At 61.8% G+C, this 24,743-nt stretch carries 26 protein-coding genes; 14 read left to right on the forward strand and 12 right to left on the reverse strand.

What is annotated here, in order from left to right:
- Positions 1 to 51: 51 nt before the first annotated feature.
- The 4 genes from AC1RRC_RS12265 to AC1RRC_RS12280 form a co-directional block, all read right to left on the reverse strand.
- Entirely contained in the window at positions 52 to 321 is a 270-nt protein-coding gene (locus AC1RRC_RS12265; RefSeq protein WP_493055751.1) for a hypothetical protein, read from the reverse strand.
- The gene (locus AC1RRC_RS12270; protein ID WP_493055752.1) at positions 318 to 2,132 is read right to left on the reverse strand and encodes an aminopeptidase P family protein; all 1,815 of its coding nucleotides are present in this window, start codon (positions 2,130 to 2,132) and stop codon (positions 318 to 320) included. Before AC1RRC_RS12270 ends, AC1RRC_RS12265 begins: the two co-directional genes overlap by 4 nt.
- A 111-nt stretch (positions 2,133 to 2,243) precedes the next feature.
- The gene (locus AC1RRC_RS12275; RefSeq protein ID WP_493055753.1) at positions 2,244 to 2,513 is read right to left on the reverse strand and encodes a hypothetical protein; all 270 of its coding nucleotides are present in this window, start codon (positions 2,511 to 2,513) and stop codon (positions 2,244 to 2,246) included.
- Between the two features lie 193 nt (positions 2,514 to 2,706).
- The gene (locus AC1RRC_RS12280; protein WP_493055754.1) at positions 2,707 to 3,417 is read right to left on the reverse strand and encodes a Crp/Fnr family transcriptional regulator; all 711 of its coding nucleotides are present in this window, start codon (positions 3,415 to 3,417) and stop codon (positions 2,707 to 2,709) included.
- Between the two features lie 221 nt (positions 3,418 to 3,638).
- Here AC1RRC_RS12280 and AC1RRC_RS12285 point away from each other — a divergent pair, with 221 nt between their 5' ends.
- From AC1RRC_RS12285 to AC1RRC_RS12330, 10 genes are all read left to right on the forward strand, one after another.
- A complete protein-coding gene (locus AC1RRC_RS12285; RefSeq protein WP_493055755.1) occupies positions 3,639 to 5,597 on the forward strand; it encodes an AMP-dependent synthetase/ligase in 1,959 nt (652 codons plus the stop codon).
- Between the two features lie 14 nt (positions 5,598 to 5,611).
- On the forward strand, positions 5,612 to 6,424 hold the full coding sequence (locus AC1RRC_RS12290; protein ID WP_493055756.1) for an ABC transporter ATP-binding protein: 813 nt from the start codon (positions 5,612 to 5,614) through the stop codon (positions 6,422 to 6,424).
- Positions 6,425 to 6,442: 18 nt separating this feature from the next.
- A complete protein-coding gene (locus tag AC1RRC_RS12295) occupies positions 6,443 to 7,339 on the forward strand; it encodes a branched-chain amino acid ABC transporter permease (RefSeq protein WP_493055995.1) in 897 nt (298 codons plus the stop codon).
- A gap of 111 nt (positions 7,340 to 7,450) precedes the next feature.
- On the forward strand, positions 7,451 to 8,509 hold the full coding sequence (locus AC1RRC_RS12300; RefSeq protein ID WP_493055757.1) for a branched-chain amino acid ABC transporter permease: 1,059 nt from the start codon (positions 7,451 to 7,453) through the stop codon (positions 8,507 to 8,509).
- 28 nt (positions 8,510 to 8,537) lie between these two features.
- Entirely contained in the window at positions 8,538 to 9,842 is a 1,305-nt protein-coding gene (locus tag AC1RRC_RS12305) for an ABC transporter substrate-binding protein (protein ID WP_493055758.1), read from the forward strand.
- Positions 9,843 to 9,940: 98 nt separating this feature from the next.
- Entirely contained in the window at positions 9,941 to 10,789 is an 849-nt protein-coding gene (locus AC1RRC_RS12310; protein WP_493055759.1) for an ABC transporter ATP-binding protein, read from the forward strand.
- 11 nt (positions 10,790 to 10,800) lie between these two features.
- Complete coding sequence (locus AC1RRC_RS12315; protein ID WP_493055760.1) at positions 10,801 to 11,160, forward strand: MmcQ/YjbR family DNA-binding protein; 360 nt, start codon at positions 10,801 to 10,803, stop codon at positions 11,158 to 11,160.
- A 1-nt stretch (position 11,161) separates the two neighbouring features.
- Positions 11,162 to 12,442 carry a phenylacetate--CoA ligase family protein gene (locus AC1RRC_RS12320; protein ID WP_493055761.1) on the forward strand — a complete coding sequence of 427 codons (1,281 nt, stop codon included), beginning with the start codon at positions 11,162 to 11,164 and terminating at the stop codon, positions 12,440 to 12,442.
- Positions 12,443 to 12,533: 91 nt separating this feature from the next.
- Positions 12,534 to 13,109, forward strand: a complete 576-nt coding sequence (locus tag AC1RRC_RS12325; protein ID WP_493055762.1) for a hypoxanthine-guanine phosphoribosyltransferase — start codon at positions 12,534 to 12,536, stop codon at positions 13,107 to 13,109.
- 75 nt (positions 13,110 to 13,184) lie between these two features.
- Complete coding sequence (locus AC1RRC_RS12330) at positions 13,185 to 13,790, forward strand: transcriptional regulator (RefSeq protein WP_493055763.1); 606 nt, start codon at positions 13,185 to 13,187, stop codon at positions 13,788 to 13,790.
- Between the two features lie 4 nt (positions 13,791 to 13,794).
- Here the strand turns inward: AC1RRC_RS12330 and AC1RRC_RS12335 are convergent, their stop codons facing one another.
- Together AC1RRC_RS12335 and AC1RRC_RS12340 are read right to left on the reverse strand one after the other, a co-directional pair.
- Positions 13,795 to 14,706, reverse strand: coding sequence for an MBL fold metallo-hydrolase (locus AC1RRC_RS12335; protein ID WP_493055764.1), 912 nt, complete (start codon positions 14,704 to 14,706; stop codon positions 13,795 to 13,797).
- A gap of 4 nt (positions 14,707 to 14,710) precedes the next feature.
- A complete protein-coding gene (locus AC1RRC_RS12340; RefSeq protein WP_493055765.1) occupies positions 14,711 to 14,926 on the reverse strand; it encodes a DUF1289 domain-containing protein in 216 nt (71 codons plus the stop codon).
- Positions 14,927 to 15,136: 210 nt separating this feature from the next.
- Here AC1RRC_RS12340 and AC1RRC_RS12345 point away from each other — a divergent pair, with 210 nt between their 5' ends.
- The 4 genes from AC1RRC_RS12345 to AC1RRC_RS12360 all read left to right on the forward strand — a co-directional run bounded on the left by AC1RRC_RS12345 (position 15,137) and on the right by AC1RRC_RS12360 (position 19,101).
- Entirely contained in the window at positions 15,137 to 15,544 is a 408-nt protein-coding gene (locus AC1RRC_RS12345; protein WP_493055766.1) for a CopG family transcriptional regulator, read from the forward strand.
- Between the two features lie 13 nt (positions 15,545 to 15,557).
- On the forward strand, positions 15,558 to 17,093 hold the full coding sequence (locus AC1RRC_RS12350) for an extracellular catalytic domain type 1 short-chain-length polyhydroxyalkanoate depolymerase (RefSeq protein WP_493055767.1): 1,536 nt from the start codon (positions 15,558 to 15,560) through the stop codon (positions 17,091 to 17,093).
- A gap of 181 nt (positions 17,094 to 17,274) precedes the next feature.
- Positions 17,275 to 18,219, forward strand: a complete 945-nt coding sequence (locus AC1RRC_RS12355; protein WP_493055768.1) for an extracellular catalytic domain type 1 short-chain-length polyhydroxyalkanoate depolymerase — start codon at positions 17,275 to 17,277, stop codon at positions 18,217 to 18,219.
- Between the two features lie 174 nt (positions 18,220 to 18,393).
- A complete protein-coding gene (locus AC1RRC_RS12360) occupies positions 18,394 to 19,101 on the forward strand; it encodes a hypothetical protein (RefSeq protein ID WP_493055769.1) in 708 nt (235 codons plus the stop codon).
- 3 nt (positions 19,102 to 19,104) lie between these two features.
- Here the strand turns inward: AC1RRC_RS12360 and AC1RRC_RS12365 are convergent, their stop codons facing one another.
- The 6 genes from AC1RRC_RS12365 to AC1RRC_RS12390 are packed head-to-tail and all read right to left on the reverse strand — an operon-like array spanning position 19,105 to position 24,684.
- Complete coding sequence (locus AC1RRC_RS12365; RefSeq protein ID WP_493055770.1) at positions 19,105 to 19,422, reverse strand: SemiSWEET family sugar transporter; 318 nt, start codon at positions 19,420 to 19,422, stop codon at positions 19,105 to 19,107.
- Positions 19,422 to 20,570 carry a response regulator gene (locus AC1RRC_RS12370; protein ID WP_493055771.1) on the reverse strand — a complete coding sequence of 383 codons (1,149 nt, stop codon included), beginning with the start codon at positions 20,568 to 20,570 and terminating at the stop codon, positions 19,422 to 19,424. The genes AC1RRC_RS12365 and AC1RRC_RS12370 overlap by 1 nt, the downstream gene beginning before the upstream one ends.
- An 11-nt stretch (positions 20,571 to 20,581) precedes the next feature.
- Positions 20,582 to 23,617 carry a response regulator gene (locus tag AC1RRC_RS12375; RefSeq protein WP_493055772.1) on the reverse strand — a complete coding sequence of 1,012 codons (3,036 nt, stop codon included), beginning with the start codon at positions 23,615 to 23,617 and terminating at the stop codon, positions 20,582 to 20,584.
- 53 nt (positions 23,618 to 23,670) lie between these two features.
- The gene (locus tag AC1RRC_RS12380; protein WP_493055773.1) at positions 23,671 to 23,883 is read right to left on the reverse strand and encodes a cysteine-rich CWC family protein; all 213 of its coding nucleotides are present in this window, start codon (positions 23,881 to 23,883) and stop codon (positions 23,671 to 23,673) included.
- Complete coding sequence (locus tag AC1RRC_RS12385; RefSeq protein WP_493055774.1) at positions 23,880 to 24,104, reverse strand: zf-HC2 domain-containing protein; 225 nt, start codon at positions 24,102 to 24,104, stop codon at positions 23,880 to 23,882. Before AC1RRC_RS12385 ends, AC1RRC_RS12380 begins: the two co-directional genes overlap by 4 nt.
- A gap of 7 nt (positions 24,105 to 24,111) precedes the next feature.
- Positions 24,112 to 24,684, reverse strand: a complete 573-nt coding sequence (locus AC1RRC_RS12390) for a sigma-70 family RNA polymerase sigma factor (RefSeq protein WP_493055775.1) — start codon at positions 24,682 to 24,684, stop codon at positions 24,112 to 24,114.
- Between the last annotated feature and the right edge of the window lie 59 nt (positions 24,685 to 24,743).

Genomic DNA, 24,743 nt, shown 5'->3' on the forward strand with positions numbered 1-24,743 from the left:
CTTTCTTCTAGTTTTCAACACACATCAGGTTACTGCGCGGTAGCCGTCAACTTACTCGCCGGCGGCAGGCTTCTTCGTCAATTGCTTTTCAAATTCCTTATCAAGCTTGCTGATGCGCTGCGGCTTTTGCGGGCCTTGCGCATTGACGAAGGCAACGAAATCGTCGAGTTCCATTGGCGGGCAGAGCGGCGGCTGGCCCGGCCCGGCCGTCAAAAAGAAATGGCCGTTGCCGGTGCGCGACATCGAATACAGCCGGTTGCCGCTGCGCTCTTTCAAACGGTCGAGCGCATTGCTGGCTCTGGTGGAACGGGCACTGCTCATAAAGCCTCCGTACGCGCGTGCAGCCAGGCCAGCGCGTCGCCATCGAGCAGCGGCGCCAGGCGCGTCCGCACCACGGCGTGATAATCATTGAGCCACTGGCGTTCATCGCCGCGCAACAACTCGGGGTCGATGCAGCGCGTATCGATCGGGCACAGGGTCAGGGTTTCAAATTGCAGGAATGCGCCGAATTCGGTTTCACCAGCCGGCACATTCAAGACCAGGTTTTCAATCCGGACGCCCCACCGGCCGGGCCGGTACACCCCCGGCTCGACCGACGTGATCATCCCCGGCAGCATGGCGGTCTGCGCTTCCGGCAAGGTCGAGGGCGAAATCGATTGCGGCCCTTCGTGCACGTTGAGGAAGAATCCCACGCCATGGCCGGTGCCGTGACCGAAATCAATGCCTTCGGCCCACAGCGGGGCGCGCGCGATGGCGTCCAGCATGGGCGACTTCACGCCATGCGGGAAGCGGGCTCTGGATAACGCAATCAAGCCTTTCAACACCAGCGTAAAATCGCGCCGCTGTTCATCCGACACGGCGCCCACCGGCACCACGCGCGTGACATCGGTGGTGCCGCCCAGGTACTGGCCGCCGGAATCGATCAGCAGCAAGCCATCGCCCGCCACCACGGCGCAATCGGCCGGCCTGGCGCGGTAATGCATGATGGCGCCATTGGCATTGAAACCGGCAATCGTGCCAAAGCTGGGGCTGATGAAATGCGGGCGCCGCGCCCGGGTGTGCGTCAGGCGCTCACCGAGCGCCACTTCGGTCAGCGGCGCGCGCGCATGGTCGGCCAGTTCGGCATCGAGCCAGCACAGGAATTCGCACAGCGCGGCGCCATCCTGTTCCATCGTGGCGCGCACGTGCTGCGCTTCTTCAGCGGTTTTTTGTGCTTTCGCGAGGGTGGTGGGATTGATGGATTCCACCACCGTGACGCCGGGTGGCAGCGCTTGGCGCGTGCCATAGGTGACGCGGCGCGGGTCGAGCAGCACGGTGGCGGTTTCCGGCAGTGCGCCCAGCGCCGCGGCAAAGCCATCGTACGGCGCGCTATCGGCGCCGGCAGCGGCCAGCGCATCGGCCAGTCCGGCGGGAATTTTGTGCTCCGCCACATACAGGGTGGCGCGCTCGGGCCCAATCACGGCATGGGCCACGAACACGGGATTGAAGTGCACGTCGGCGCCGCGCAAATTGAACAGCCACGCGATGTCATCGAGGGTGGAAATCACGTGGTGTGTCGCGCCATGCGACGCCATCGCCGCGCGCAACGCCGCAAGCTTTTCCGCGCGCGGCACCGCGGCATAGGGCGCCAGCAATTCATACACGGGGGCCAAAGGCAAGCCGGGACGGTCTTGCCACACCTCGTCGAGCATGTCGGTTTCCGTGTGCAGCACGATGTCGCGCTGCGCCAGCTTCTGGTCCAGCAAGCGCGCGATCGCCAGACCCAGCACCGCGCCATCGGTGGCAACCACCTGGCCTTGCCGCATCGTATCGGCCAGCCAGTCCACGTACAGGGTGCTGGCGCCGGACGGGATTTTCATCAGCGCAATGCCGGTGCCGGCCAGTTCGTTTTCCGCCTGCGTCCAGTAGCGGGCATCGGTCCACACCCCGGCAAAGTGCGCGGTGACGATCAGGGTGCCGACCGACCCCGTGAAGCCGGACAGCCATTCACGGCCTTGCCAGCGGGGCGGCAGGTATTCGGACAGGTGCGGGTCGGCGGATGGCACCAGTAAGGCGTCGATCCGTTGGCGCGCCATGGCTTCCCGCACTGCTGCGAGGCGGCCGGCGATGGCGGTAAGGTCGGTTTGGGGCATGAGCGGGGTGGTGCTGTCTACTTGGCTCTATCATACCCTGCGGCATGCCGCTACGGGGCACTATGTGCCCGTACATATGCCCCAACGTCAGCACCCTGCTGCACGGGCCATTCAGTGCAGCGTGCGCGACTCGTCCTGGTGGGGATCTAACTCGGGCACACGTCGCCGCTCCTGGTCCGGCGACGGCACGCCCTTGCCGGCATCCGGCGCCGGCAACAGCGGCACGGCATGCTGGGCCCGGTAGCGCGAACCGAGGTAATACGCGACCAGCGCGGCCACGCCCAACCAGCCCGCGACTCTCCAAATGCCCCACCGGGATATGGCCGCGGCAGTACCGCGTGCGACCAGGGTTTCACCTACTTGGCGTGCCAGGGTATCCATGTTTGCTCCTTCGTATTTGCTTAATACGCGGTCAATGCGCGGTAAGTGCCATGCCACAGCTTAATCCAACTATACGCCTGTCAGTGTTAGCGCACTAACACAGAATTTCAGTCTGGAATTCGCCTCGCAGGGAAACCGGGAGCGGCGGGGGCGCGGCGGGCCAGCCGGAGCAATGCGCGCCTGGGCGCCAGCGTCAAGGCGACGCGTGCGCCTCAAAATGGCGTAAGCCATCGAGGTCGAGAATCCGGATGCCGCCGTAATCAAGCCGCAACAGGCCCTCCTTCTCGAGCACTTGCAGGGCCTGGTTGGCGCGTTGCCGCGACGCGCCCGACAGCAAGCCGACTTCTTCCTGGGAAATCTGCACCAGGTGATCCGTGCCGGGATACAGGTGGGTATTGAACAGGCCCGCCAGGCAGCGCGCCACCCGCGTATCGACATCGAGCAAGCGTTCGTTTTCCACCATGCCGATGAATTGCCCCAGCCGCTCATTGAGTTGCATCAACAAAAACCGGTTAAACGGCAGGCTCGTTTCCAATAGCCAATTGAAGGTGTCGGCTGGCATGCGGGCAATGCGGCTGTCGCGCAACGCCATGGCGTCGTATTTGCGCAATTCGCTTTTCAGCAGCGACCCTTCGCCAAACCAGCTGCCCTGCGGCACGCCGGTAAACGTCACGCTTTTGCCGTTCGGCGAAAAGTTATTCATCTTGACCATGCCGCTGACGATCCCGACCCAGTGGTCCACGACTTCCCCCTTGCGACAGACAAAGCCGCCTTTCGGGACGAACACTTCATAACAGTCCGCTTTGACACGGGCCATTTGCTCGGGCGTCAGCACCGGCGCCCACGTCGCCGCGTGGATGGATTCAAGCAAAGTCGGATGCTGGGTTGGTTGCTTAGTAGTCATTGTTGCTGGGCAACGTCAAAAAGTGGTTTGATTGTCGTCAAAAAGACAACATGGCTGAGAATCGCAGGCTAATATTCATCACACTTAAAAAGCACTTAACAACAAGATGTGGATACCCGGCCTAAAGGCCCTGCACCCATGTGTCTGATATGTGGATGCCCGGCCTGAAGGCCCTGCACCCAGGTTATCTACAATTATCGCAGCTTCATCCATCCGGGGCTATGAAGGAGACGAAAGTGCAGACAGCAATGGACACATTTCCACGCCGCTTGTTGCAGCATGGGAAGGAGCGGCCCCACAAGCCTGCATACCGCGAAAAATATCTCGGTATCTGGCAAACGTGGAATTGGAGCCAGGTCAATGACGAAGTCCGCGCGCTGGCGTGCGGACTGGCCGCACTGGGCTTCCAGCGCGGCATGAACCTCGCCATCATTGGCGATAACCGGCCCCGGCTGTATTGGGCCATGCTGGCGGCCCAGTGCCTGGGCGGTGTGCCTGTCCCGTTATACCAGGATGCGCCGGCCGCCGACATGGCCTTCGTACTGGACAATGCGGAAATCGAATTTGCCGTAGTGGAAGACCAGGAACAGGTCGACAAGCTACTGGAATTAAAGGAACAATGCCCCCGCATCGCCCACGTCCTGTTCGACGATGAGCGCGGCATGCGCCACTACACGCACAAGGAATTGCAATCGTTCGCCAAGGTCCAGGAACTGGGCCGCGAATATGACAAGGCCCATCCCGGCTTCTTTGAAGCCCAGGTCGAGGAAGGCCGCAGCAGCGACAACGCCGTGATCCTGTATACGTCCGGCACCACCGGCAAGCCGAAAGGCGTGTGCCAGACCCACCATGCCCTGATGTCGGCCGGCGCCGGCAGCGTCGGCTTCGACAAGCTGACCGACCGCGAAGATATCCTGTCGTACCTGCCGATGGCGTGGGTCGGCGATTGCCTGTTCTCGCTGGCCCAGGCCATGGTGGCCGGCTTCACGGTCAATTGCCCGGAATCGGGTGAAACCGTGATGACGGACATGCGCGAAATCGGCCCGACCTGCTACTTCGCCCCGCCGCGCGTGTTTGAAAACCTGCTGACCAACGTGACGATCCGCATGGACGATGCCGGCGCGCTGAAAAAGGGCATGTTCGACTACTTCATGGATGTGGCCAAACGCGTGGGCGCCGATATCCTCGACGGCAAGCCGGTGGCCTTCGGCGACAAGCTCAAATACGCGCTGGGCGATGTCTTGATTTATGGCCCGCTGAAAAACGTGCTGGGCATGTCGCGCGTCCGCGTCGCGTATACGGCGGGCGCCGCCATCGGTCCGGACCTGTTCCGCTTTTACCGCTCGATCGGCGTCAATCTCAAGCAGCTGTATGGTTCCACGGAGACCTGCGCCTATGTCTGCCTGCAGCCGGACGGCAAGATCAAGTTCGACAGCGTGGGCCTGCCGGCGCCAGGCGTGGAAGTCAAGCTGGCGGACAATGGCGAAGTGCTGGTGAAGTCCGCCACCCTGATGGATGGCTATTACAAGCGCCCCGACGCCACCGCCGAAGCCATTGACACACATGGCTACTTCCATACCGGCGACGCCGGCATGTTCGACAGCGAAGGCCATTTGAAAATCATCGACCGCGCGGCCGATGTGGGCCGCATGAATTGCGGCACGATGTTCGCCCCGAACTATATTGAAAACAAACTGAAATTCTTCCCCTTCATCAAGGAAGCCGTCGCCTTCGGCCATGGCCGCGACCAGGTCTGCGCCTTCATCAACATCGACATGGGGGCGGTCGGCAACTGGGCGGAGCGGCGCGGGCTGGCCTATGCCGGCTATGCCGACCTGGCCGCGCATCCCGCCACCTATGAATTGATGCAGGAATGCGTGGAGCAGGTCAATGCGGGCCTGGCGGCCGAACCGCTGATGGGCAATACGCAAATTTCCCGCTTCCTCGTGCTGCACAAGGAACTCGATCCGGACGACGATGAACTGACCCGCACCCGCAAGGTGCGGCGCAAGTTCGTGGCCGAGAAATATGCGGTGCTGATCGACGCCCTGTATGACGGCAAACCCTCGCAATATATCGAGACCCAGGTCAAGTTTGAAGATGGCCGCACCGGCAAGGTGTCGGCCGACCTCAAGATCCGGGATTGCAAAAAGCTGCCTGCCGTGCAGGCCGCCGCGTGACAAGGGAGAACAGCATGCAAATGAATGAACCGGATGCGCTGTTCAATACAGCGCGCCGCATCGGCCCGGAAATCCTGGACTTGCGCAATATCTCGCTGTCGTTTGGCGGCGTCAAAGCGCTGACCGATATTTCCTTCAACGTGCGCCAGCACGAAATCCGCGCCATCATCGGTCCCAATGGCGCCGGCAAGAGCTCGATGCTCAATGTGATCAACGGTGTGTACCGCCCGCAGCAAGGTGAAATCATTTACCGCGGCGAGCACCGCAAGAACATGGATTGCTACCAGGCCGCAAAGTCCGGCATTGCCCGCACGTTCCAGAACATCGCCCTGTTCAAGGGCATGACGGTGCTCGACAACATCATGACGGGCCGTAACCTCAAGATGAAGTCGAACTTCCTGATGCAGGCGCTGTACTGGGGCCCGGCACGGCGCGAAGAGATCGAACACCGCAAGAAGTGCGAAGAAGTCATCGACTTCCTGGAAATCCAGGCGATCCGCAAGACCCCGGTGGGCCGCCTGCCGTACGGGTTGCAGAAAAGGGTGGAACTGGGCCGCGCACTGGCGGCGGAACCTGAAATCCTGCTGCTCGATGAACCGATGGCCGGCATGAACGTGGAAGAAAAGCAGGACATGTGCCGCTTCATCCTCGACGTCAACGACCAGTTCGGCACCACCATCGTGCTGATCGAGCACGACATGGGCGTGGTGATGGATATCTCCGACCGCGTGGTGGTGCTGGACTACGGCAAGAAGATCGGTGACGGCACGCCAGACGAAGTGCGCAGCAACCAGGATGTGATCAAGGCGTACCTCGGCGGCCATTGAAGGGATGACGAAATGAACCTGAGCTTTTTCTTTGAAGTGCTGATTGGCGGCCTGCTGTCCGGCGTCATGTATGCGCTGGTGGCGATCGGCTTCGTGCTGATTTATAAGGCGTCCGGCGTCTTTAATTTCGCGCAGGGCGCGATGGTGTTCTTTGCCGCGCTGACCTGCGTCGGCCTGATGGACAAATTCGGGCTGTCGCTGTGGCTGGCGATTCCCGGCACCATCGTCGCGATGATCATCCTGGGCCTGTGCATCGAACGGGTGGTGTTGCGGCCACTGGTGAACCAGCCGGAAATCACCCTGTTCATGGCCACCATCGGCCTGACGTTCTTTATCGAAGGCCTGGCGCAACTGCTGTGGGGTAACCAGGTCCACAAGCTGGAATTGCCGATCGAAGACGTGCCGCTGGAATTTTTGGCCGACAAATTCGGCATCATCGTGTCGCAATTCGACGTGATGGCGGCCGGTGTGTGCGCCATCATGGTGGCGGTGCTGTCGCTGGTGTTCTCGAAAACCAAAGTGGGCCGCGCACTGCGCGCGGTGGCGGACGACCACCAGGCCGCGCTGGCGGTGGGCATTCCGCTGCAGCGCATCTGGGCCATCCTGTGGGCGGTGGCGGGCGTGGTGGCGATGGTGGCGGGCTTGCTGTGGGGCGCGCGCAATGGCGTGCAATTCGCCCTGACCTTCATTGCGCTCAAAGCGCTGCCGGTGCTGATCCTGGGCGGCTTCACGTCGGTGCCGGGCGCAATTGTCGGCGGCCTGATCATCGGCGCCTCGGAAAAACTGGCGGAAGTGTATATCGGCCCGATGGTGGGCGGCGGTATCGAAGGCTGGTTCCCGTATGTGCTGGCGTTGCTGTTCCTCCTCGTTCGCCCCGAAGGCCTGTTCGGCGAAAAAATCATCCGTCGTATCTGAAAGTGCTTCAAAAACCGCCGCAGCGTCGTTGCGGCTCCTCGTCGTACTTGTTGTACTGCCTTCGTCGCCGCGCCTAGCTGCGACAATTTTTGAAGCACTTTAGGAGCAGCCATGTTTTACCGTGAAACCGGCCAATTTAAAACCACCTATGAAACGGATGGCCAGATCCTGCCGATCCGCCAGGACCGCAACATGCTGTTCGCCACGCTGGCCCTGGCATTGGTGGCCCTGCCCTTCGTGGCGTCGCCCTACATGCTGTCGGCCATCCTGATTCCGTTCCTGATCTTTTCGCTGGCCGCGCTGGGATTGAATATCCTGACCGGCTATGCGGGCCAGCTGTCGCTGGGGACGGCCGCCTTCATGGCGGTGGGCGCCTTTGCCTCGTATAACTTCGTTCTGCGCATTCCCGGCATACCGATCTTGCTGGCTTTCGTGCTGGGCGGCCTGTGCGCAGCCCTGGTCGGAATTGCGTTCGGCCTGCCCTCGCTGCGCATCCGTGGCTTTTACCTGGCGGCGGCCACCCTGGCCACGCAATTCTTTGTGGTCTGGTGCCTGACGAAAATCGGCTGGCTCACCAACTACAGTTCATCGGGCGTCATCACCGCGCAAAAGATTGAAATCCTCGGCTTTGCGTTCGATACCCCGGCCACCAAATACGTGCTGGTCTTGCTGGTGGTGGCCGTGATGGCGCTGCTGGCGAAAAACATGGTGCGCTCGAACGTGGGCCGCTCGTGGATGGCGGTGCGCGACATGGACGTGGCGGCAGAAGTGATCGGTTTCCGCCTGATGCGCACCAAGCTGCTGGCGTTTGCCGTCAGCTCGTTCTATTGCGGCGTGGCCGGCGCGCTGTATGCGTTTGCCTACCTCGGCACGGTGGAGCCGGAAGCATACAACCTGGAACTGTCGTTCCGCATCCTGTTCATGATCATCATCGGCGGCGTCGGTTCCATCCTCGGCTGCTTCCTGGGCGCCGCGTTTATCGTGTTGCTGCCAGTATTCCTTAACATCCTGGCCCACAGCCTTGCGCTGCCGACCAGCGTGGCGTCCAACCTGGAATTGATGGTGTTTGGCGCCCTGATTATTTTCTTCCTGATCGTGGAACCCCACGGTCTGGCGCGTTTGTGGCAAATCGGTAAAGAAAAATTGCGCCTGTGGCCTTTCCCGCACTGAGCGTACAACCAACCTAGGAGACCTGAACATGGCATACGTAAAAACCATTGCTGCTGCTGTCCTGCTTGCCACTGCGGGCGGCGCCTTCGCCGCGACCGACCAATTCATCGCCTTGCCTTCATACCGCGTGGGCCCTTATGCCTCGGGCGGTTCCGGCTTTTATGGCGGCATCATCGATTACTTCAACCTCGTCAACGCCAATGGCGGCATCAATGGCGTCAAGCTGTCGTGGGAAGAGTGCGAAACCGAATACAACGCGGCGCGCGGCGTCGAATGCTATGAGCGCATGAAAACCAAGAATGGCGGCGCCACCCTGGTGGAACCGCTGTCGACCGGCATCGCCTACGGCATCCTGGACCGCGTGGCCACCGACAAGGTGCCAATGACGACCCTGGGCTATGGCCGCTCGGACGCCGCCAACGGCAAAGTGTTCCCGTATGTGTTCCCGCTGATCACCAGCTACTGGAACCAGGCGGCCGCCATGATCAAATACCTGGGCGACAAGAGCGGCGGCATCGACAAGCTGAAAGGCAAGAAGATCGTCCACCTGTACCACGATTCCGCATTCGGCAAGGAACCCTTGCCGGTGCTGGAAGCGCTGTCCAAGCAGCACGGCTTTGAATTGATCAAGATCCCCGTCGCGCCACCGGGCAGCGAACAGCAATCGCAATGGCTGCAGATCCGCCAGGCCAAGCCCGATTACGTGATCCTGTGGGGCTGGGGCGTGATGAACTCGGTCGCCATCAAGACCGCGCAGCGCAATGGCTTCCCGCGCGACAAGATGCTGGGCGTGTGGTGGGCCGGTTCGGAAGACGACACGGTGGCGGCAGGCGACGCGGCCAAAGGCTACACCGCGATGACCTTTAATACGCCGGGCAACTATCCCGTCATTGATGAATTGAAGAAGAAGGTATACGCGGCCGGCAAAGGCAACCTATCCGACCAGGCCCGCATCGGCTCCGTGTACCACATGCGCGGCATGACGGCCGGCATCCTGTGGACCGAAGCGATCCGCCAGGCGCAGGAGAAATTCGGCAAGGGCAAGCCGATGACGGGTGAACAAGTGCGCTGGGGCCTGGAAAACATGAACATCGACGACGCGCGCCAGAAAGCGCTGGGCGCCTTCGGCATGTTCCCGCCGGTGAAAACCTCGTGTGACGACCACGAGGGATCGGGCGCCGTCAAGGTGCAGCAGTGGGACGGCGCCAAGTGGAACGCCATCACGCCAAACTGGGTGGTGGGCGACAAGGCGCTGACCCGCAAGCTGGTCGAGGAATCTTCCGCCAAATATGCGGAAGAGAAAAAGATCACGCCGGCCTGCGCCAAGTCTTAATCGATCGTTGCGTCGCCTGCGGGCGGCGCCGTCATCGCAATTTTGACAACATGGGTGCCGGGCCTTCAGGCCGGGCACTCACATAGGAAAAAGCATCCATGAACACCGCCACCGCTCCAGAAACCGCCGCCGCGGCCAATGCCGTGCAGCCCTACCTGTCGGTCAACAACGTGGAAGTGATTTACGACCACGTGATCCTCGTGCTGAAAGGCGTGTCGCTGCAAGTCCCGCAAGGGAAAATCGTCGCGCTGCTGGGCGCCAATGGCGCCGGCAAATCCACCACCCTGAAAACCATTTCCACCTTGCTGCGCGGCGAACGGGGCGACGTCACCAAGGGCGAAGTCACCTTCAAGGGCGAGCGCGTCGACCAGTTGACGCCGAATGAACTGGTGAAGCGGGGCTTGTCGCAAGTGATGGAAGGACGCCACTGCTTCGGCCACCTGACGATCGAGGAAAACCTGCTGACCGGCGCGTATACGCGCAGCCAGAGCCGCGCGGAATTGCGCGAGTCGCTCGACAAGGTGTACCACTACTTCCCCCGCCTGAAAACCCGCCGCACCAGCCAGGCCGGCTACACGTCCGGCGGCGAACAGCAAATGTGCGCGATCGGCCGCGCGCTGATGGCCAAGCCGTCGATGATTTTGCTGGACGAACCGTCGATGGGTATCGCGCCGCAAATCGTGGAAGAAATCTTTGGCATCGTCAAAGACTTGAACACCAAGGAAAACGTGTCCTTCCTGCTGGCCGAGCAAAACACCATGGTGGCGCTGCGCTACGCGGACTTTGGCTACATCCTGGAAAACGGCCGCGTGGTGATGGAAGGGGCGGCCGCCGACCTGGCCAGCAATGAAGACGTCAAGGAGTTTTACCTGGGCATGTCCGGCGCCGGCCGCAAGAGCTTCCGCGACATGAAGTTTTACCGCCGCCGCAAACGCTGGCTGGCATAAGGAAGGAACGCATGAATATCGAGAAAGCCAAGGCCTTGTGCCGCAGCCTGCCCGGTGCGACAGAAGATATCAAATGGGGCGCCGACCTGGTGTTTTCCGTCGGTGAAAAGATGTTCGCGGTGACGGGCGATTGCTCCGCTTCCGGCGGCATCAGCTTCAAAGTTGACGATGACCGCTTTCTCGAACTGACGGACCGCAATGGCATCGTTCCCGCGCCTTACCTGGCGCGCGCCAAATGGGTCTTGATCGAAGATGTGAAGGCAGTCAGCGACGCCGAAGCGGCGGCATTACTGAAACGTTCGTACGAACTGGTGTTCGGCAAACTGACCAAGAAACTGCAACGGGAAATCGGAGAAAGCAAAGGTGCGTGACATGAGCGATACCCCTAGCGGCGCGCCCTTGGGCGATACCTTGGACAGCCTGGAAACGCGTGATCCCGAACAGCGTGAAGGCGAATTGCTGGCGCGCCTGCCAGGCCTGGTGGCGCGTGCGCAAAGCGCGCCGGGCTGGGGCCGCATCCTGGCCGGCATCGATCCGCGCGATATTCACAGCCGCAAGGCGCTGGCCGCCCTGCCCGTCACGCGCAAGTCCGACCTGAAAGCGTTGCAGCAGCAGGAGCGCCCGTTTGGCGGCCTGAATGCGACGCCGGTCGGCCAGTTGCGGCGCGTGTACATGTCGCCCGGCCCGATCTTCGACCCGGAAGGCGTGGGCGCCGACTGGTGGCGCTTTTCGCGGCCCCTGTATGCGGCCGGCGTGCGTTCCGGCGGCTTGCTGCAAAATTGCTTCGCCTACCACTTCACACCGGCCGCCTTCATGGTGGAAAGCGGCGCCGCACACCTGGGCTGCGCCGTGATCCCTGCCGGCAGCGGCCAGACCGAACAACAGGTGCAAGCCATGACGATGCTGCGTCCCGACACCTACGTCGGCACGCCATCGTTCCTGAAGATCATCATTGAAAAAGCGCGCGACATGGGCGCCGACATCTCATGCCTGAAACATGCGCTGGTCAGTGCCGAAGCGCTGCCCGAGTCGCTGCGGCGCTGGCTGATCGACCATGGCGTGCCCTGCGTGCTGCAAGCGTATGCTTCCGCCGACGCCGGCAGCATGGCCTATGAAACCAGTACCGATGGCGTGGTGCATCCCGGCATGGTGGTCGATGAAGACATCTTGCTGGAAATCGTCCGCCCCGGCAGCGGCGAGCCGGTGGCGCCCGGTGAGGTGGGCGAAGTGGTGGTCACGGTCTTCAATCCGGATTATCCGCTGATTCGTTTCGGCACCGGCGATTTGTCGGCGGTCCTGACCGATCCTGGTCCCTCGCCGTGCGGCCGCACCAACGTGCGCATCCGCGGCTGGATGGGCCGCGCCGACCAGACCACCAAGGTGCGCGCCATGTTCGTGCATCCGGCCCAGGTCAATGAAATCGCCCGCCGCCATCCGGAAATCCTGAAGGCGCGGCTGGTGGTGTCCGGCCGCGTGTCCAACGACGTGATGACCCTGCATTGCGAAGTGGACAACCCGACCGCCGCTTATGCACCACCCATCATAGAGACTATACGGGACCTGACCAAGCTGCGGGGCGAGGTGCAATTCGCAGTTCGGGGAAGTTTGCCGAATGATGGCAAGGTGATCGACGACGTACGCGACTATTCGTGATTTTTGTGGCTTTCCTCCAACGTGGGAGCAGGCTGGCGGGATATGGCGGATAATAATGCCTTCCTACCAGCTGTCATAACACATAACAATCATGCAAGACTTCCACCACAACCGCGCACGCGCCCTCCTCGAAACTGCGGAAGAAATCTTTGACAAAGCCACTGTCGATGCGTCCGTGACGCGTATGGCGGATGAGCTCAATGCCCGCTATAACAACCCGGACAACCAGGAATTCCCGCTGGTGCTGGGCGTGATGGGCGGCGCCGTGGTGTTCACCGGTAACCTGTTGCCGCAACTGACCTTCCCGCTGGAATTCGACTATATCCACGTCAGCCGCTACGGCGATGAAGACAAGGGCGGCCAGGTGGTGTGGAAAGTCATCCCCCGCTCGAACGTGGCCGGCCGCACCGTCATCGTGCTGGACGATATCCTCGACGAAGGCGAAACCCTGGCCCACGTCAAGGAACGCCTGCTGGAAATGGGCGCCGCCGAAGTGATCCTGGCCGTGTTTGCGGACAAGGCGATCGGCAAGACCAAGCCAGTGAAACCGGACCTGGTTGGCATCACGATCCCGAACCGCTTCGTGGTCGGCTTTGGCATGGATGCGTATGGGTACTGGCGCAACTTGCCGGGCCTGTGGGCGATCAAAACCGAAGACGCCAAATAATTCCTGCCGCTGACGGGATTTCTCGTCAGCAATTTCTCTTTGACTGTACCCAATCCGGGTACTAAGATGCCCAATATGGGTATCTTTGCGGACGTACTGTTTTCTAAAACGCAGCAACGTGTGCTGGCCATCCTGTATGGCCAGCCCTACCGCTCTTTCTACGCCAACGAAATCATTTCACTGGCCGGCTGCGGTTCCGGCGCGGTCCAGCGCGAACTGGCCAGCCTGGAAGCATCGGGCTTGCTGCACGCCTGGCGCTCGGGCAATCAAAAACATTACCAGGTCAACCACGAAGCGCCGATCTTCGAGGAATTGCATGGCATCGTCGTGAAAACCTTTGGCACCGGCGAAGCCATCAAGGCCGCGCTGGCGCCGGTGCTGGACCAGATGCAGGCCGTGTTCATCCATGGCGATGCGGTGGCAGGGACCGTGCACGGCGGCGGCACCATTGAGCTGGTGGCGGTGGCGCCGGAAAATTTGCATGCGCAGTTGAAGGAAGTGCTGGCGACATTGCCGCCGATGCTGGGGCGCGATATTGCGCCGGTCTGCTATACCGCCGATACGTTCTGGCTGCAGGGACGCGCGCATGATGCGGCGCTGGCCAGCGTGATGGAACGAACCAAGATTTTCATCAAGGGCAACGACGCCGACCTGGTCAAGTTGGCCGGCGCGGGCGGTTGATGCCTCAACCGTCGTTCAGCAAATAACCGTCCTCGATCCGCGCCGAACACGCGCGCACCAGTTGCTTGACGGTCCACTGCGCCACCTCTTCCGGCGTCTTGCCCAGGTAACGCTGCGACGCCGCCACAATGATCGGCAGCGAAGCAAACAGCGTCGGCACGTCTTCCACCTTCATGCGCTGCTTTTCCAGCAGCAGGAATTTCAACAATACTTTGACCGCGTATTCCGCGTTACGCGCCGGGTTCCCGGACAGGAAATCAAGCCGCGTACGGGCCCGTCTCAAAGCTTGCGCCACATCGGTGAACACGGCGCCATGGCCCGGCACCACCACGCGCGCATCGAGCGAGGCAATCAAATCCAGGGTCGCGCGTTCTTCCGCGAAACCGGATTCGCCATCGAGTTCCGGGAAAATCACGCCAAAGCCGTTTTGCCACAGCGCGTCGGCGGAAATCAAAATGCCTTCCTGCGCGCAGAACAGCATCAGCGAATGCGCGTCGTGGCCGGGCGCGCCCAGCACATCCCATTCCATGTCCGCCATGGTCAGCTTGTCGCCAGGCGACAACGTGCCGTCAAATGAAAACCGCGGGCACGTTTGTCCGGTGGCCTTGAAACTCAGCTTGTCTTCATCCCAGTGCCGCACGTTGTCCGCTTCCGACACCGGGATATGCGTGGCGCTGCCGAAATGCGCCTGCAAGATCGCATTGCCGCCGCAGTGGTCGGAGTGCAAATGCGTGTTGACGATGCGGTCCAGGCGGCGGCCATGCAGCGCGTGGCGTACCAGCGCCAGGGTTTGCTGCTCGTGCAGCACATAGCCGGTATCGACCAGGGTGGCGTCGTTGCGGCCCAGCAGCAACACATTGTTCGACGAGAGCCAGCCCCGCTCGAACACGTGGATGTTGTCATGCAATACCGTCATGGCGTCATCCGAAATCGATCATTTCTTCGCGGCGGCGGATTTCTTCCCACACGGTCCGCTTGAAGTGGTCATCGGCGCGCGACCACGCGACGATTTCATCGATGGTACGCAGGCAGCCTTCGCAAAAACCGGTGTCCCGGTTCATTTTGCACAGGCTGACGCAGGGGGAAGGCACCGTGGCGCCCGCCAGTGGCGCCGCAGTTGGAATGTCAGTGCTCATTGCGCGAGATTCAATAAGGAATGCTGCATTTTACCGCGCCCGCTTTCCCGGCAGCGCGCCACGGCTTGGAACATTGCCTCTACCGGCCTGCGCAGGCATGCGAAAAAACGCACGATAGTGCTTGCAATTGGGTGATTTAGTCCCATACTACCATCCATGTGGATGGTTTATGGATGGCCATCGGATGGTATATGAAAAGGACAAGCAATAATGGCAGTACACGAACTCAAACCAAAAGATTCCGAAAAAATCACGATCAATCTCGGCCCGGTCGACCTCGGCCAGATTGATTTGCTGGTGCAGGAAGGCTTTTATGCCAACCGTACCGACCTGATCCGCACCGCGATCCGCAACCAGCTGGCCCAGCATGCCGAAGTGGTACGCCAGACCGTCGCCCGCAAAAGCCTGGTGCTGGGCATGCAGCACTACAGCCGCGCCGACCTCGAAGCCGTACAGGCCGCCGGCCAGCGTTTGCAAATCCAGGTGCTCGGCCTGGCCAGCATTGCCGCCGACGTGCCGGCCGAGCTGGCGCTGGCCACCATTGAATCGATCACCGTATTGGGCGCGCTGCATGCCAGCGCGCCAGTGCGGGCCGCGCTCTCAGGGCGCATCCGTTAGGGAGAAACACCGCATGAAACTGAACCACGACCTATTGAACAAGCTGCAGGAGGCCACCCGCCAATTGCTGGCCAACGGCCCGGCCGCCGCCACGGCCGCCATCCAGCAGGCGCTGGGCGGCCTGCCACCGGGCGCACCGGCGGCGGCGCCAGCGCCCTCGCCGATGTCCCCGCCGGGTTCGCGCCCCATGCGCGACTTGAATCCCGCGCCACCGCGGCCGGCGGCCCGCAGCGCCAGTCCGTCCACCACGGCCGGCGCCAATGCGCGCCATGATGTCGATGACGTCCCTGGTGCCGATACAGTCCACGGTGGCAAGGCAGGCCACCGTGCCGGTGCAGGCCATGGCGACGCTACGGGCTACCGCGCCGGTACGGGCGATGGCGCCGCTACGGACCGCCACGCCGGTGCGGACCATGGTGGCGCGACAGGTCGCGGCGCCGATGCAGGCCATGCTGCCGGGACGAGCCGCCGCGCCGACACGGGCCACGGCGCCAGCCAGCGAACGTGGCAGTCCAGCACGCCCCGCCCACACGGGGCGCCACCGAACGCCATGCCCGGCGGCCTCCATTCCGACCCGCAAGCACTGGTCAGCGACCTACTGACCAAACTCGGCGCCCTGTCGCCCGACGGCAAATTGCCGATGCCGGAATTCGACCTGCCGGGCATGCGCAAGGCGCGCCAGTCCCGCCCGTTGCCGCCCGGCGCGCAATTCATCGACGGTGTGTATGCCGGCGCGACCGGGACCCGCCACTACAAGCTGTACATTCCCGCCTGCTATCGCGGCCAGCCGCTGCCGCTGGTGGTCATGCTGCACGGTTGTACCCAGGACCCGGAAGACTTTGCGGCCGGTACCCGCATGAATGAACTGGCCGAGGAACACGGCTGCCTGGTCGCGTATCCGGCGCAGTCGCAGCAAGCCAACCAGCAGCGTTGCTGGAACTGGTTCAATGCGCTGGACCAGCAGCGCGGCCAGGGTGAACCGGCCATCATTGCCGGCATCGCACAGCAGCTTGCCGCGCAATATGCCGTCAGCCCGGGCCAGGTGTACGTGGCGGGCCTGTCGGCCGGCGGCGCCATGGCCGTCATCGCCGGCACCCTGTACCCCGACGTGTTTGCCGCGGTGGGCGTGCATTCCGGCCTGCCGTATGCTTCCGCGCAGGACTTGCCGTCGGCGCTGCAAGCCATGAAGCGGGGCGCGGCCGGCAAGGCCGCCGCCACGCAGGGCGCCGGCCGGCCCATTATCGTGTTCCATGGCGACCGCGATCACACGGTGCATCCGCGCAATGGCGAACAAGTGGTGGCGCAACAAATGCACCAGCACCATGGCGCCAAGACCGAATACGACCGTGGCAGTGTGCCGGACGGCCATCGCTACACGCGCACCACGCACCGCCATCCGGACGGCACGCCGCTGGGCGAACATTGGGTGGTGCATGGCGCCGGCCATGCGTGGAGCGGCGGCAGCGCGGACGGCAGCTATACCGATGCGCGCGGCCCCGACGCCAGCCGCGAAATGCTGCGTTTCTTCCACACGGTACGGGCCCAGTGAGCTAGCGCCGGCAACCAATACCATGGTGTGTGCGCCAGCATACACAAGCGAGGCTATTTCGCTCTTATACTGGCGCTGACAGCAGATGGCACCCAACGCCACGCGGACAGTAGCGGAGACATCCCCTGATATGCTGCGCCATCCCGTCCGGGACGGCGTAGCGCGACCGTTGGAGGTAGCCATGAAATTCGACCACGATTTGTTTGACCACATGCGCGCGCAATTTCACGATGTCACGCGCCAGTTCCTCTCCGCTCTGTTCCCTCAGCCGGCACCACGCCCCGGCCACTTCCTGCACGGTGAATTCACTAACCACGCCGGCGCCCGCAGCTACAAGCTGTATGTGCCGGGCGGCTACCGTGGCCAGCCGCTGCCGCTGGTGGTGATGCTGCACGGCTGTACCCAGGATCCGGACGATTTTGCCGCCGGCACCCGCATGAATGCGCTGGCGGAAGAAGCGCGCTGCTTTGTCGTGTATCCGGCCCAGTCGCAAGAGGCCAACCCGCACCGCTGCTGGAACTGGTTCAGCGCGCTGGACCAGCAACGCGGCCAGGGCGAACCGTCAATCATTGCCGGTATCGCGGACCAGGTCATGACGCGCTATGCCGTCAAGCGCAATCAAGTCTATGTGGCGGGCTTGTCGGCCGGCGGCGCCATGGCGGCCATTGTCGGCGCGCAGTATCCGGACATTTTCCATGCGGTCGGCGTTCATTCCGGCATGCCGTTTGCCGCCGCGCGCGATTTACCGTCCGCGCTGTCGGCCATGAAACGGGGCATGCAAGCGGAACCCATTGCCGGCGGCGGTCTGCCCGTCATCGTCTTTCACGGGGACCAGGACAGCACCGTGCACCCGCGCAATGGCGAGCAGGTGATGCTGCAGAAACTGCACGGCCATGGCGTGCTGGGCGATGCCGCCACGGATACCGGCAGTGTCCCGGACGGCCACAGCTACACCCGCACCCTGCACCGGCGCCGCAACGGCAAGCCGCTGGGCGAACACTGGGTGGTGCATGGCGCCGGCCATGCGTGGAGTGGCGGCAGCGAAGATGGCAGTTATACCGATGCAAAGGGTCCCGACGCGAGCCGGGAGATGCTGCGGTTCTTTAAGACCTGCGTAGCTCCGTAAGTTTGATGCGTTGACATCGTGCCATCGCTGGGGAGGTCTTTCGAGATCCCCTGTCGGGTAACTGGCTGGCAACGCGTTGAAATATACAAGTTCCAAAGAAAATATTTCTTAGCATTCATGCCGATCACTGCATGACCTATTCAATTATCATCAATTTAATATTGAAAATTAAAAATGATGACCATGAAATTTATGCTGCTCATGACGGTAGCGATGACCGCCAATGCACAAATTCCAGCCCATACGCCGCTTTACACCCGCGACCTCTCGGGCATTGACCAAAGTCCTATGGGTGACATCATTCGTGGTGTCTCTGGCAGCGATAACAAGAACGCACTGAAAGAAAAAATTCTTAAGCGTCTCAATGAAGAACGTATTCATGCCAGCCAGGCTCCCGAAGTTGCCTTCACCAATCTGGGCTTTCATTGCTCTGGCAGAAAATGCGAATACAGCGCTGTTTATGGGTCCAAAGTAACGGCCGCTACCTGGACGCAATCAGCCCGTACCACTTACAGGATTACTGTTCCTGATGCTGGTGCTCAGGAGCATATTGAAATTAATATAATGAGATCCACTATGGATCCGCGCCATTTGGGATCCGGGAAGTTAGCTGATTTTTTATATCAGTGGCCGCCCTATAAAACTGAGAGTGAAATAATGGGGCCGCTCAGGGCTTTCATGAATGAAAATCTATCTCGCGGCGACAAAAATGACCAGCTCAAATTGCTAGGCTTCACCTGCAATGACCAATGTTCCTATGCTGGAAATCTCGTACTACACCATGCAAACGACTCTAAATTCACAGACGAATATTATAGTTACGACATCAAAACATCTCTCGATGGCCGAGATATAAGCGCTGTAGTTAGATTGACTAAGTAGTATCTACCGATTCGACCGTATCACCGTCAACCTGTCATCGCGCGGCATCCTCCCCCGGAACAGCCACTTCATCCCCAGCACGGCCAGCGCCAGCATCAGGGTCACGCCATTGGCAATGACGATCGGCCACGATTGCAGCAGCACGCCATAGGTGAACCACAGCGCGATGCCCATCGTCAGCACGATGTACATCAGGGTCGACACCCCTTCCGCGCTGCGCCGCCGCCACACCAGCACGACTTGCGGCACAAACGCGATCGTGGTGCAAAACGCCGCCACGTACCCCAGCAAATCCACCCAGTACGGTTGCACAGGTTGCATCAGGCGTCCTTCGTGAACAGTTCGATACGCTCGCGTTTCTTGTCCATGTCGTGGTCCGTATCGGCATAACGCTGCGCGATTTCCACGAATTGCTTCTGGATGTCGAGGAAGGCATCGGTGATGTCGGGATCGAAATGCTTGCCGTGGCCCTCGGTGATGATGGCGACCGCCTGCTCGTGCGACATGCCTTCCTTGTACACGCGGCGGCTGATCAGGGCGTCATACACGTCGGCCAGCGCCATCAGGCGCGCGGAAATCGGGATCGCATCGCCGGCCAGCCCTTCCGGGTAGCCGCTGCCATCCCATTTTTCCTGGTGGCCGTAGGCGATTTCCTTGGCATATTTGAGGAAATCCACTTCGATGCCCAGCTCCCGCTCGGCCGAGATGATGGCATCGCGCCCCAGCGTGGTATGGGTCTTCATGATTTCCATTTCATGCGGTTCGAAGCGGCCCGGCTTGAGCAAAATGCGGTCCGGGATGCCCACCTTGCCGATGTCGTGCAGCGGCGCGGACTTGAACAGCAATTCAATGGTTTGATCGTCGAGGAAGTGCGAAAAACGCGGATGGTGGCGCAGGCGCTCCGCCAGCGCTTTCACATACCACGAGGTGCGGCGGATATGGTTGCCGGTCTCGTTGTCGCGCGTTTCCGCCAGCGACGCCATGGTGTGGATCGCCACGTCCTGCAACGCCGCCACTTCCTGCGTGCGGCGTTTGACTTCCGCATCGAGGAAAGTGTTCTGGTCCCGCAGGAAATCGTGCACCCGCTTCATCGCCAGTTGCGTCTTGATGCGGGCCAGCACGATCGGCGCCGACACCGGCTTGGTGATGTAATCGGCCGCACCCAGCGACAAGCCCATTTGCTCGTCCGAGATTTCACTCATGGCCGTCACAAAGATCACGGGAATGTCGCGCGTGGCGGGGTTGGCCTTTAACTGCTTGCACACGTCATAGCCGCTCATGCCCGGCATCATGATGTCGAGCAGGATCAGGTCCGGCTTGCTGTCGCCATTGGCGATCTTTAAGGCCCGTTCGCCGTTGACGGCAATCTTGGTGCGGTAATCCTGTTCGAGGATGGCACACAGCAGGTCGATGTTGTCCGGCGTGTCGTCCACCACCAGGATGGTGGGTTTGGCTTGCGTAGCTGTCATGATAGTTAAAATTATAAGGTGACCTGCAACGCGCCTGCTGCTTCATGCAACTGCGCCAGCGCTCCTTCGAAATCATACTGCGCAATCTGCCGCCTGAGTTGGCGGCCATGCTCGCCCTGCCCCGCCGCCTGCAATTGCGCTTCCAGCCCCTCGGCCAGGCGCGCCGCCTGGGCGTCATCCTGCGCCAGCAGCGCCGCCATGTCACGCATGGCGGCCAGCAGCGCTTCCGGGTCGGTGCTGGCGGCAGGCGTGCCGGCCGCCGCCGAGCCAGGACGGCGCGCATCGAGCGCCAGCAAGATCACACCCACCACTTCCTGCAATTCCAGTGTCAGTCCGGCCAGCGCGGCATCGCGGCCATCCACGCTCCCCTGCGCCAGCATGTGTTCCAGCCGCGCGGCGCTGTCGGCCACGCCGGCAGCGCCGATATTGCCGGCCAGGCCCTTGGTGGTGTGCGCTTCGCGCGTGGCGGCCGCCAGGTCGTTGTTTTCAATCGCATCATTGATGCGCTGCATGACATCCATCTGCGTTTCCGCGAAGCGCGCCAGCAGCTTGCGCATCAGCTTCACGTTGCCGCCCACGCGCTGCAGCGCCGCATCCAGTTTCAGGCCCGGGATCATCGGCAGCGACGCCTCCGGCGGCGGCGCCACGGTTTCCACCGGCTGCGGATTGCTCACCTTGACCCAGCGCGCCAGCGTGGCGAACAGCTGCGCCACCTCGACCGGCTTGGCGATGAAGTCATTCATACCCGCCGCCAGGCATTTTTCCTTGTCGCCCACCATGGCGTTGGCCGTCATGGCAATCACCGGCAATGCCGCATAGCGGGGGTTTTCGCGCAGCTTGCGGGTCGCGTCATAGCCATCCATGACCGGCATCTGGCAATCCATCAGCACACCGTCATAATCGTTGACAGCGATTTTCGCCAGCGCCATGGCGCCATTGCTCGCCACATCCACGCGGACGCCGGCGTCACCGAGGATTTGCTGCGCGACTTCCTGGTTGATTTCATTGTCTTCCACCAGCAGCAGCCATGCCCCCCGCACGGCCATCGCCGCGGACTGGTAATCGGCCGCACGGCGCGTGCGGCGGCATTCCGAGAAGCCCTTGCCATACACCGACGACACGGCGTCCAGCAGGGTCGAGGCGCTGACCGGCTTGTTCAGCAAGCCATCGAGCCGGATATCGCGCGCCTCGTCGAGCAGCACATCGCGGTTATACGCGGTCACCATGATGGTGCGCGGAGGATCCACGCCGATTTCCTCCGCCTGCGCGTGCAGCGCCTGCACCAGTTCGACCCCGCTCATGCCCGGCATTTGCCAGTCCACCAGCGCCAATCCAAACGGTTTGCCGTCGGCGCGCGCCTGCGCCACCAGTTGCAGCGCCTTGGCGCCGCTGTCGGCGGCGGCGGCGTCGAACTTCATCGATTGCAGCATGCCGAGGAAGATTTCACGGGCCGTCGCGTTATCGTCCACCACCAGCACGCGCACGGCGGAAACATCGGCGTCCGGTTTCATTTCCAGCAGCGGTGCGGCGGCCAGTCCGAATGTCGCCGTAAACCAGAACGTGCTGCCCACACCCGCTTCGCTTTCCAGCCCGATTTCGCCATCCATCATTTCCACCAGCCGCTTGCAGATGGTCAGGCCCAGGCCCGTGCCGCCATGGTGGCGCGTGGTGGAGGTGTCGGCCTGGCTGAAAGCCTTGAACAGCTTGGCCTGCTGGGCCGGCGTCAGGCCCACGCCGGTATCGCGCACTTCCAGCCGCAGGCGCACGCTGTCGTCGAGCCGTTCCAGCATCCGGATCGTGACCACGATCTCACCCTGTTCCGTGAACTTGATGGCGTTGTTGGTGAGGTTGATCAGCACCTGGCCAAAGCGCAGCGGGTCGCCCATCAGCGCGGTCGGTACATCCGGCGCGATGTCGAACAACAGTTCCAGCCCCTTGTCCTGCGCGCGCATGACGGACAGGTCGGCGATCTGCGCCATCACATCTTCCAGGAAGAAGTCGATGCGTTCAAAATTCATCTTGCCCGCTTCGATCTTGGAAAAGTCCAGGATGTCGTTGATGATGCCCAGCAAGTGGCGCGCGGCCGATTCCACCTTTTCCAGGTAATTGCGCTGCTTCGGCGTCAAATCCGTCTGCAGGGCCAGGTGCGTCATGCCGATGATGCCATTCATCGGCGTGCGGATTTCATGGCTCATGTTGGCCAGGAAGTCGGACTTGGCCTTGGTTGCGTCTTCCGCCACTTCCACCGCGTGCCGCAATTGCTGCTCGGCCGCCAGGCTGACCGTCATGTGCTTCAATGCGCGCAGCAATTCGCCAGTTTCATCTTTCGAGGTGGCTTCGATCACCATGCTCAAATCGCCCTGCGCGACGCGGGTGGCAATCGCAATCGCTTCGTCGAGCGGACGGGTGATGGAACGGGCGGAATAGGCAAAGCCCACCGCCACCAACACAGCGGCCAGTCCGAACAGCGACATCGCCATCAGCGACGAATTGATGTCGGCCTGCGCGCGGGCGGCGCTGGCCATCACCTGGTGCTGCTGCAACTGGTCCAGTTCATGGATCACGCCCAGCAGGCGGTTCAGCGCCGGCAAGGCATGGCGGTTCATGCGTTCTTCCGCCACTTCGCGGTCTTCCGCTTCCACCATGTCCGCCACCGCGATGAACGAGTCATAGTAATCGGCGCGCGCCTGCTTGATTTTCTCAATCAGCGCCAGCGCTTCCGGCGTGGCGTCCAGCTCCGCCAGCCGCTGCAGTTCGCGGTCGATATTGAGCTTGATGGCGTCGATGCGCGCATAGCTGTCGATCCGATGTTCCAGCTTTTTCTGGATGATCAAGGTGACGATGCGGGTGGCCGCTTCGCGCGACTGGGTATCGATATTGTTAACGGCGGCGGCGGCCGCCCAGTCCATGCTGAGGATGTGATCGGTTTCAGCGCGGATCGAATAAATACGGGAGACGCCGACCAGGATCACGCCCATCATCAGCAAGATCAGGATGGCGTAGCCGGCGGTAATGCGGACACTGATGCGGATGTCCTGGAAGCGCATGATGGTCTTTCGTTGAATTCGTCAATGCGACCCCCATGCCGGGCCGCCATGGATTATTGCGGGGCGTCGCCGGCGGCGGCGCGGCGCTGTGCGTCCCGTTGTTCGATATGCAGTTTCAGGCACGCGGGGCACCAGCAAGTCACATCGGTATCGGTGGAGGGCACGGGCACGGCGGGCGGCATGGCGGTGCACCAGCACGGGCCGCCGTCATTGCCATCGGCCATCGCACAGTTGAATTCCGCACCGCAGCGCTTGCAGGTACTCATGGTTTGTCTCCGGGTTGGTCGCCATCGTCGCCGCCCAGCGGGAAATTGCGCATGGCGCCGCGCAAGGTGTCCATTTGCTGGTTGAAGCGCGTGCAGGCGCCGCACACTAGCAAATGCAGGCGCATGCGGGTGCGTTCAACCAGGGTCAGGTCGCGGTCCATCCCTTCGGACACCAGGCGGTGCACTTCGCGGCAGGTGGGTTTCAGTCCGTCTTTTTCCATGATAGGCCTATGCGGAACGGGCGCCGAACCAATGGAGATCCAGGCATTCGCGCAGCCGCAAGCGCGCCCGGTACAGCAGCACCCATGCATTAGACGAAGAGATCGCCAGTTCCTTACAGATTTCTTCCGTCTCCAGTTCCAGCCACTCGCGCATCATGAAAATGCGCGCGGCCTGGGCCGGCAACTTTTCCAGGCAGGTTTCCAGCACACGAAAGAAGTCTTTTTGTTCCAGTGTCCGGTCCGGATCGCCCCACTGGCGCGGCATGTCCACGGTATGGCCGTCGGCGCGGAACAGCGCATCGATGGCGTCATCTTCGCTCTCGCCGTCGGCGCACTCGATCGGCCGCTCACGGGTGGCCGCGCGCAGGCTGTCGATAATTTTGAATTTGAGGATACCCGTCACATAGGTGCGCAGCGAAGACTGGCCCTGGAAGCGGTCCGGCTGTTCCAGCACCGCGATCAGGGTGTCTTGCACGGCATCTTCCGCCAGCGAAATGTTCCTCAATTGCAATAATGCAAAACGGACAAGCTGGGGCCGCATGGCTTCAAGCTGGCGGTGCAGGTGGTCGGGGTCGTTCATGGGGAGCCAGCGTAGCGGAACGCATCGGAATTGACAATCCGCAAAAGGCCCTATAATCG

It is taken from the genome of Pseudoduganella sp. GW821-FHT12E03 (assembly GCF_058807115.1).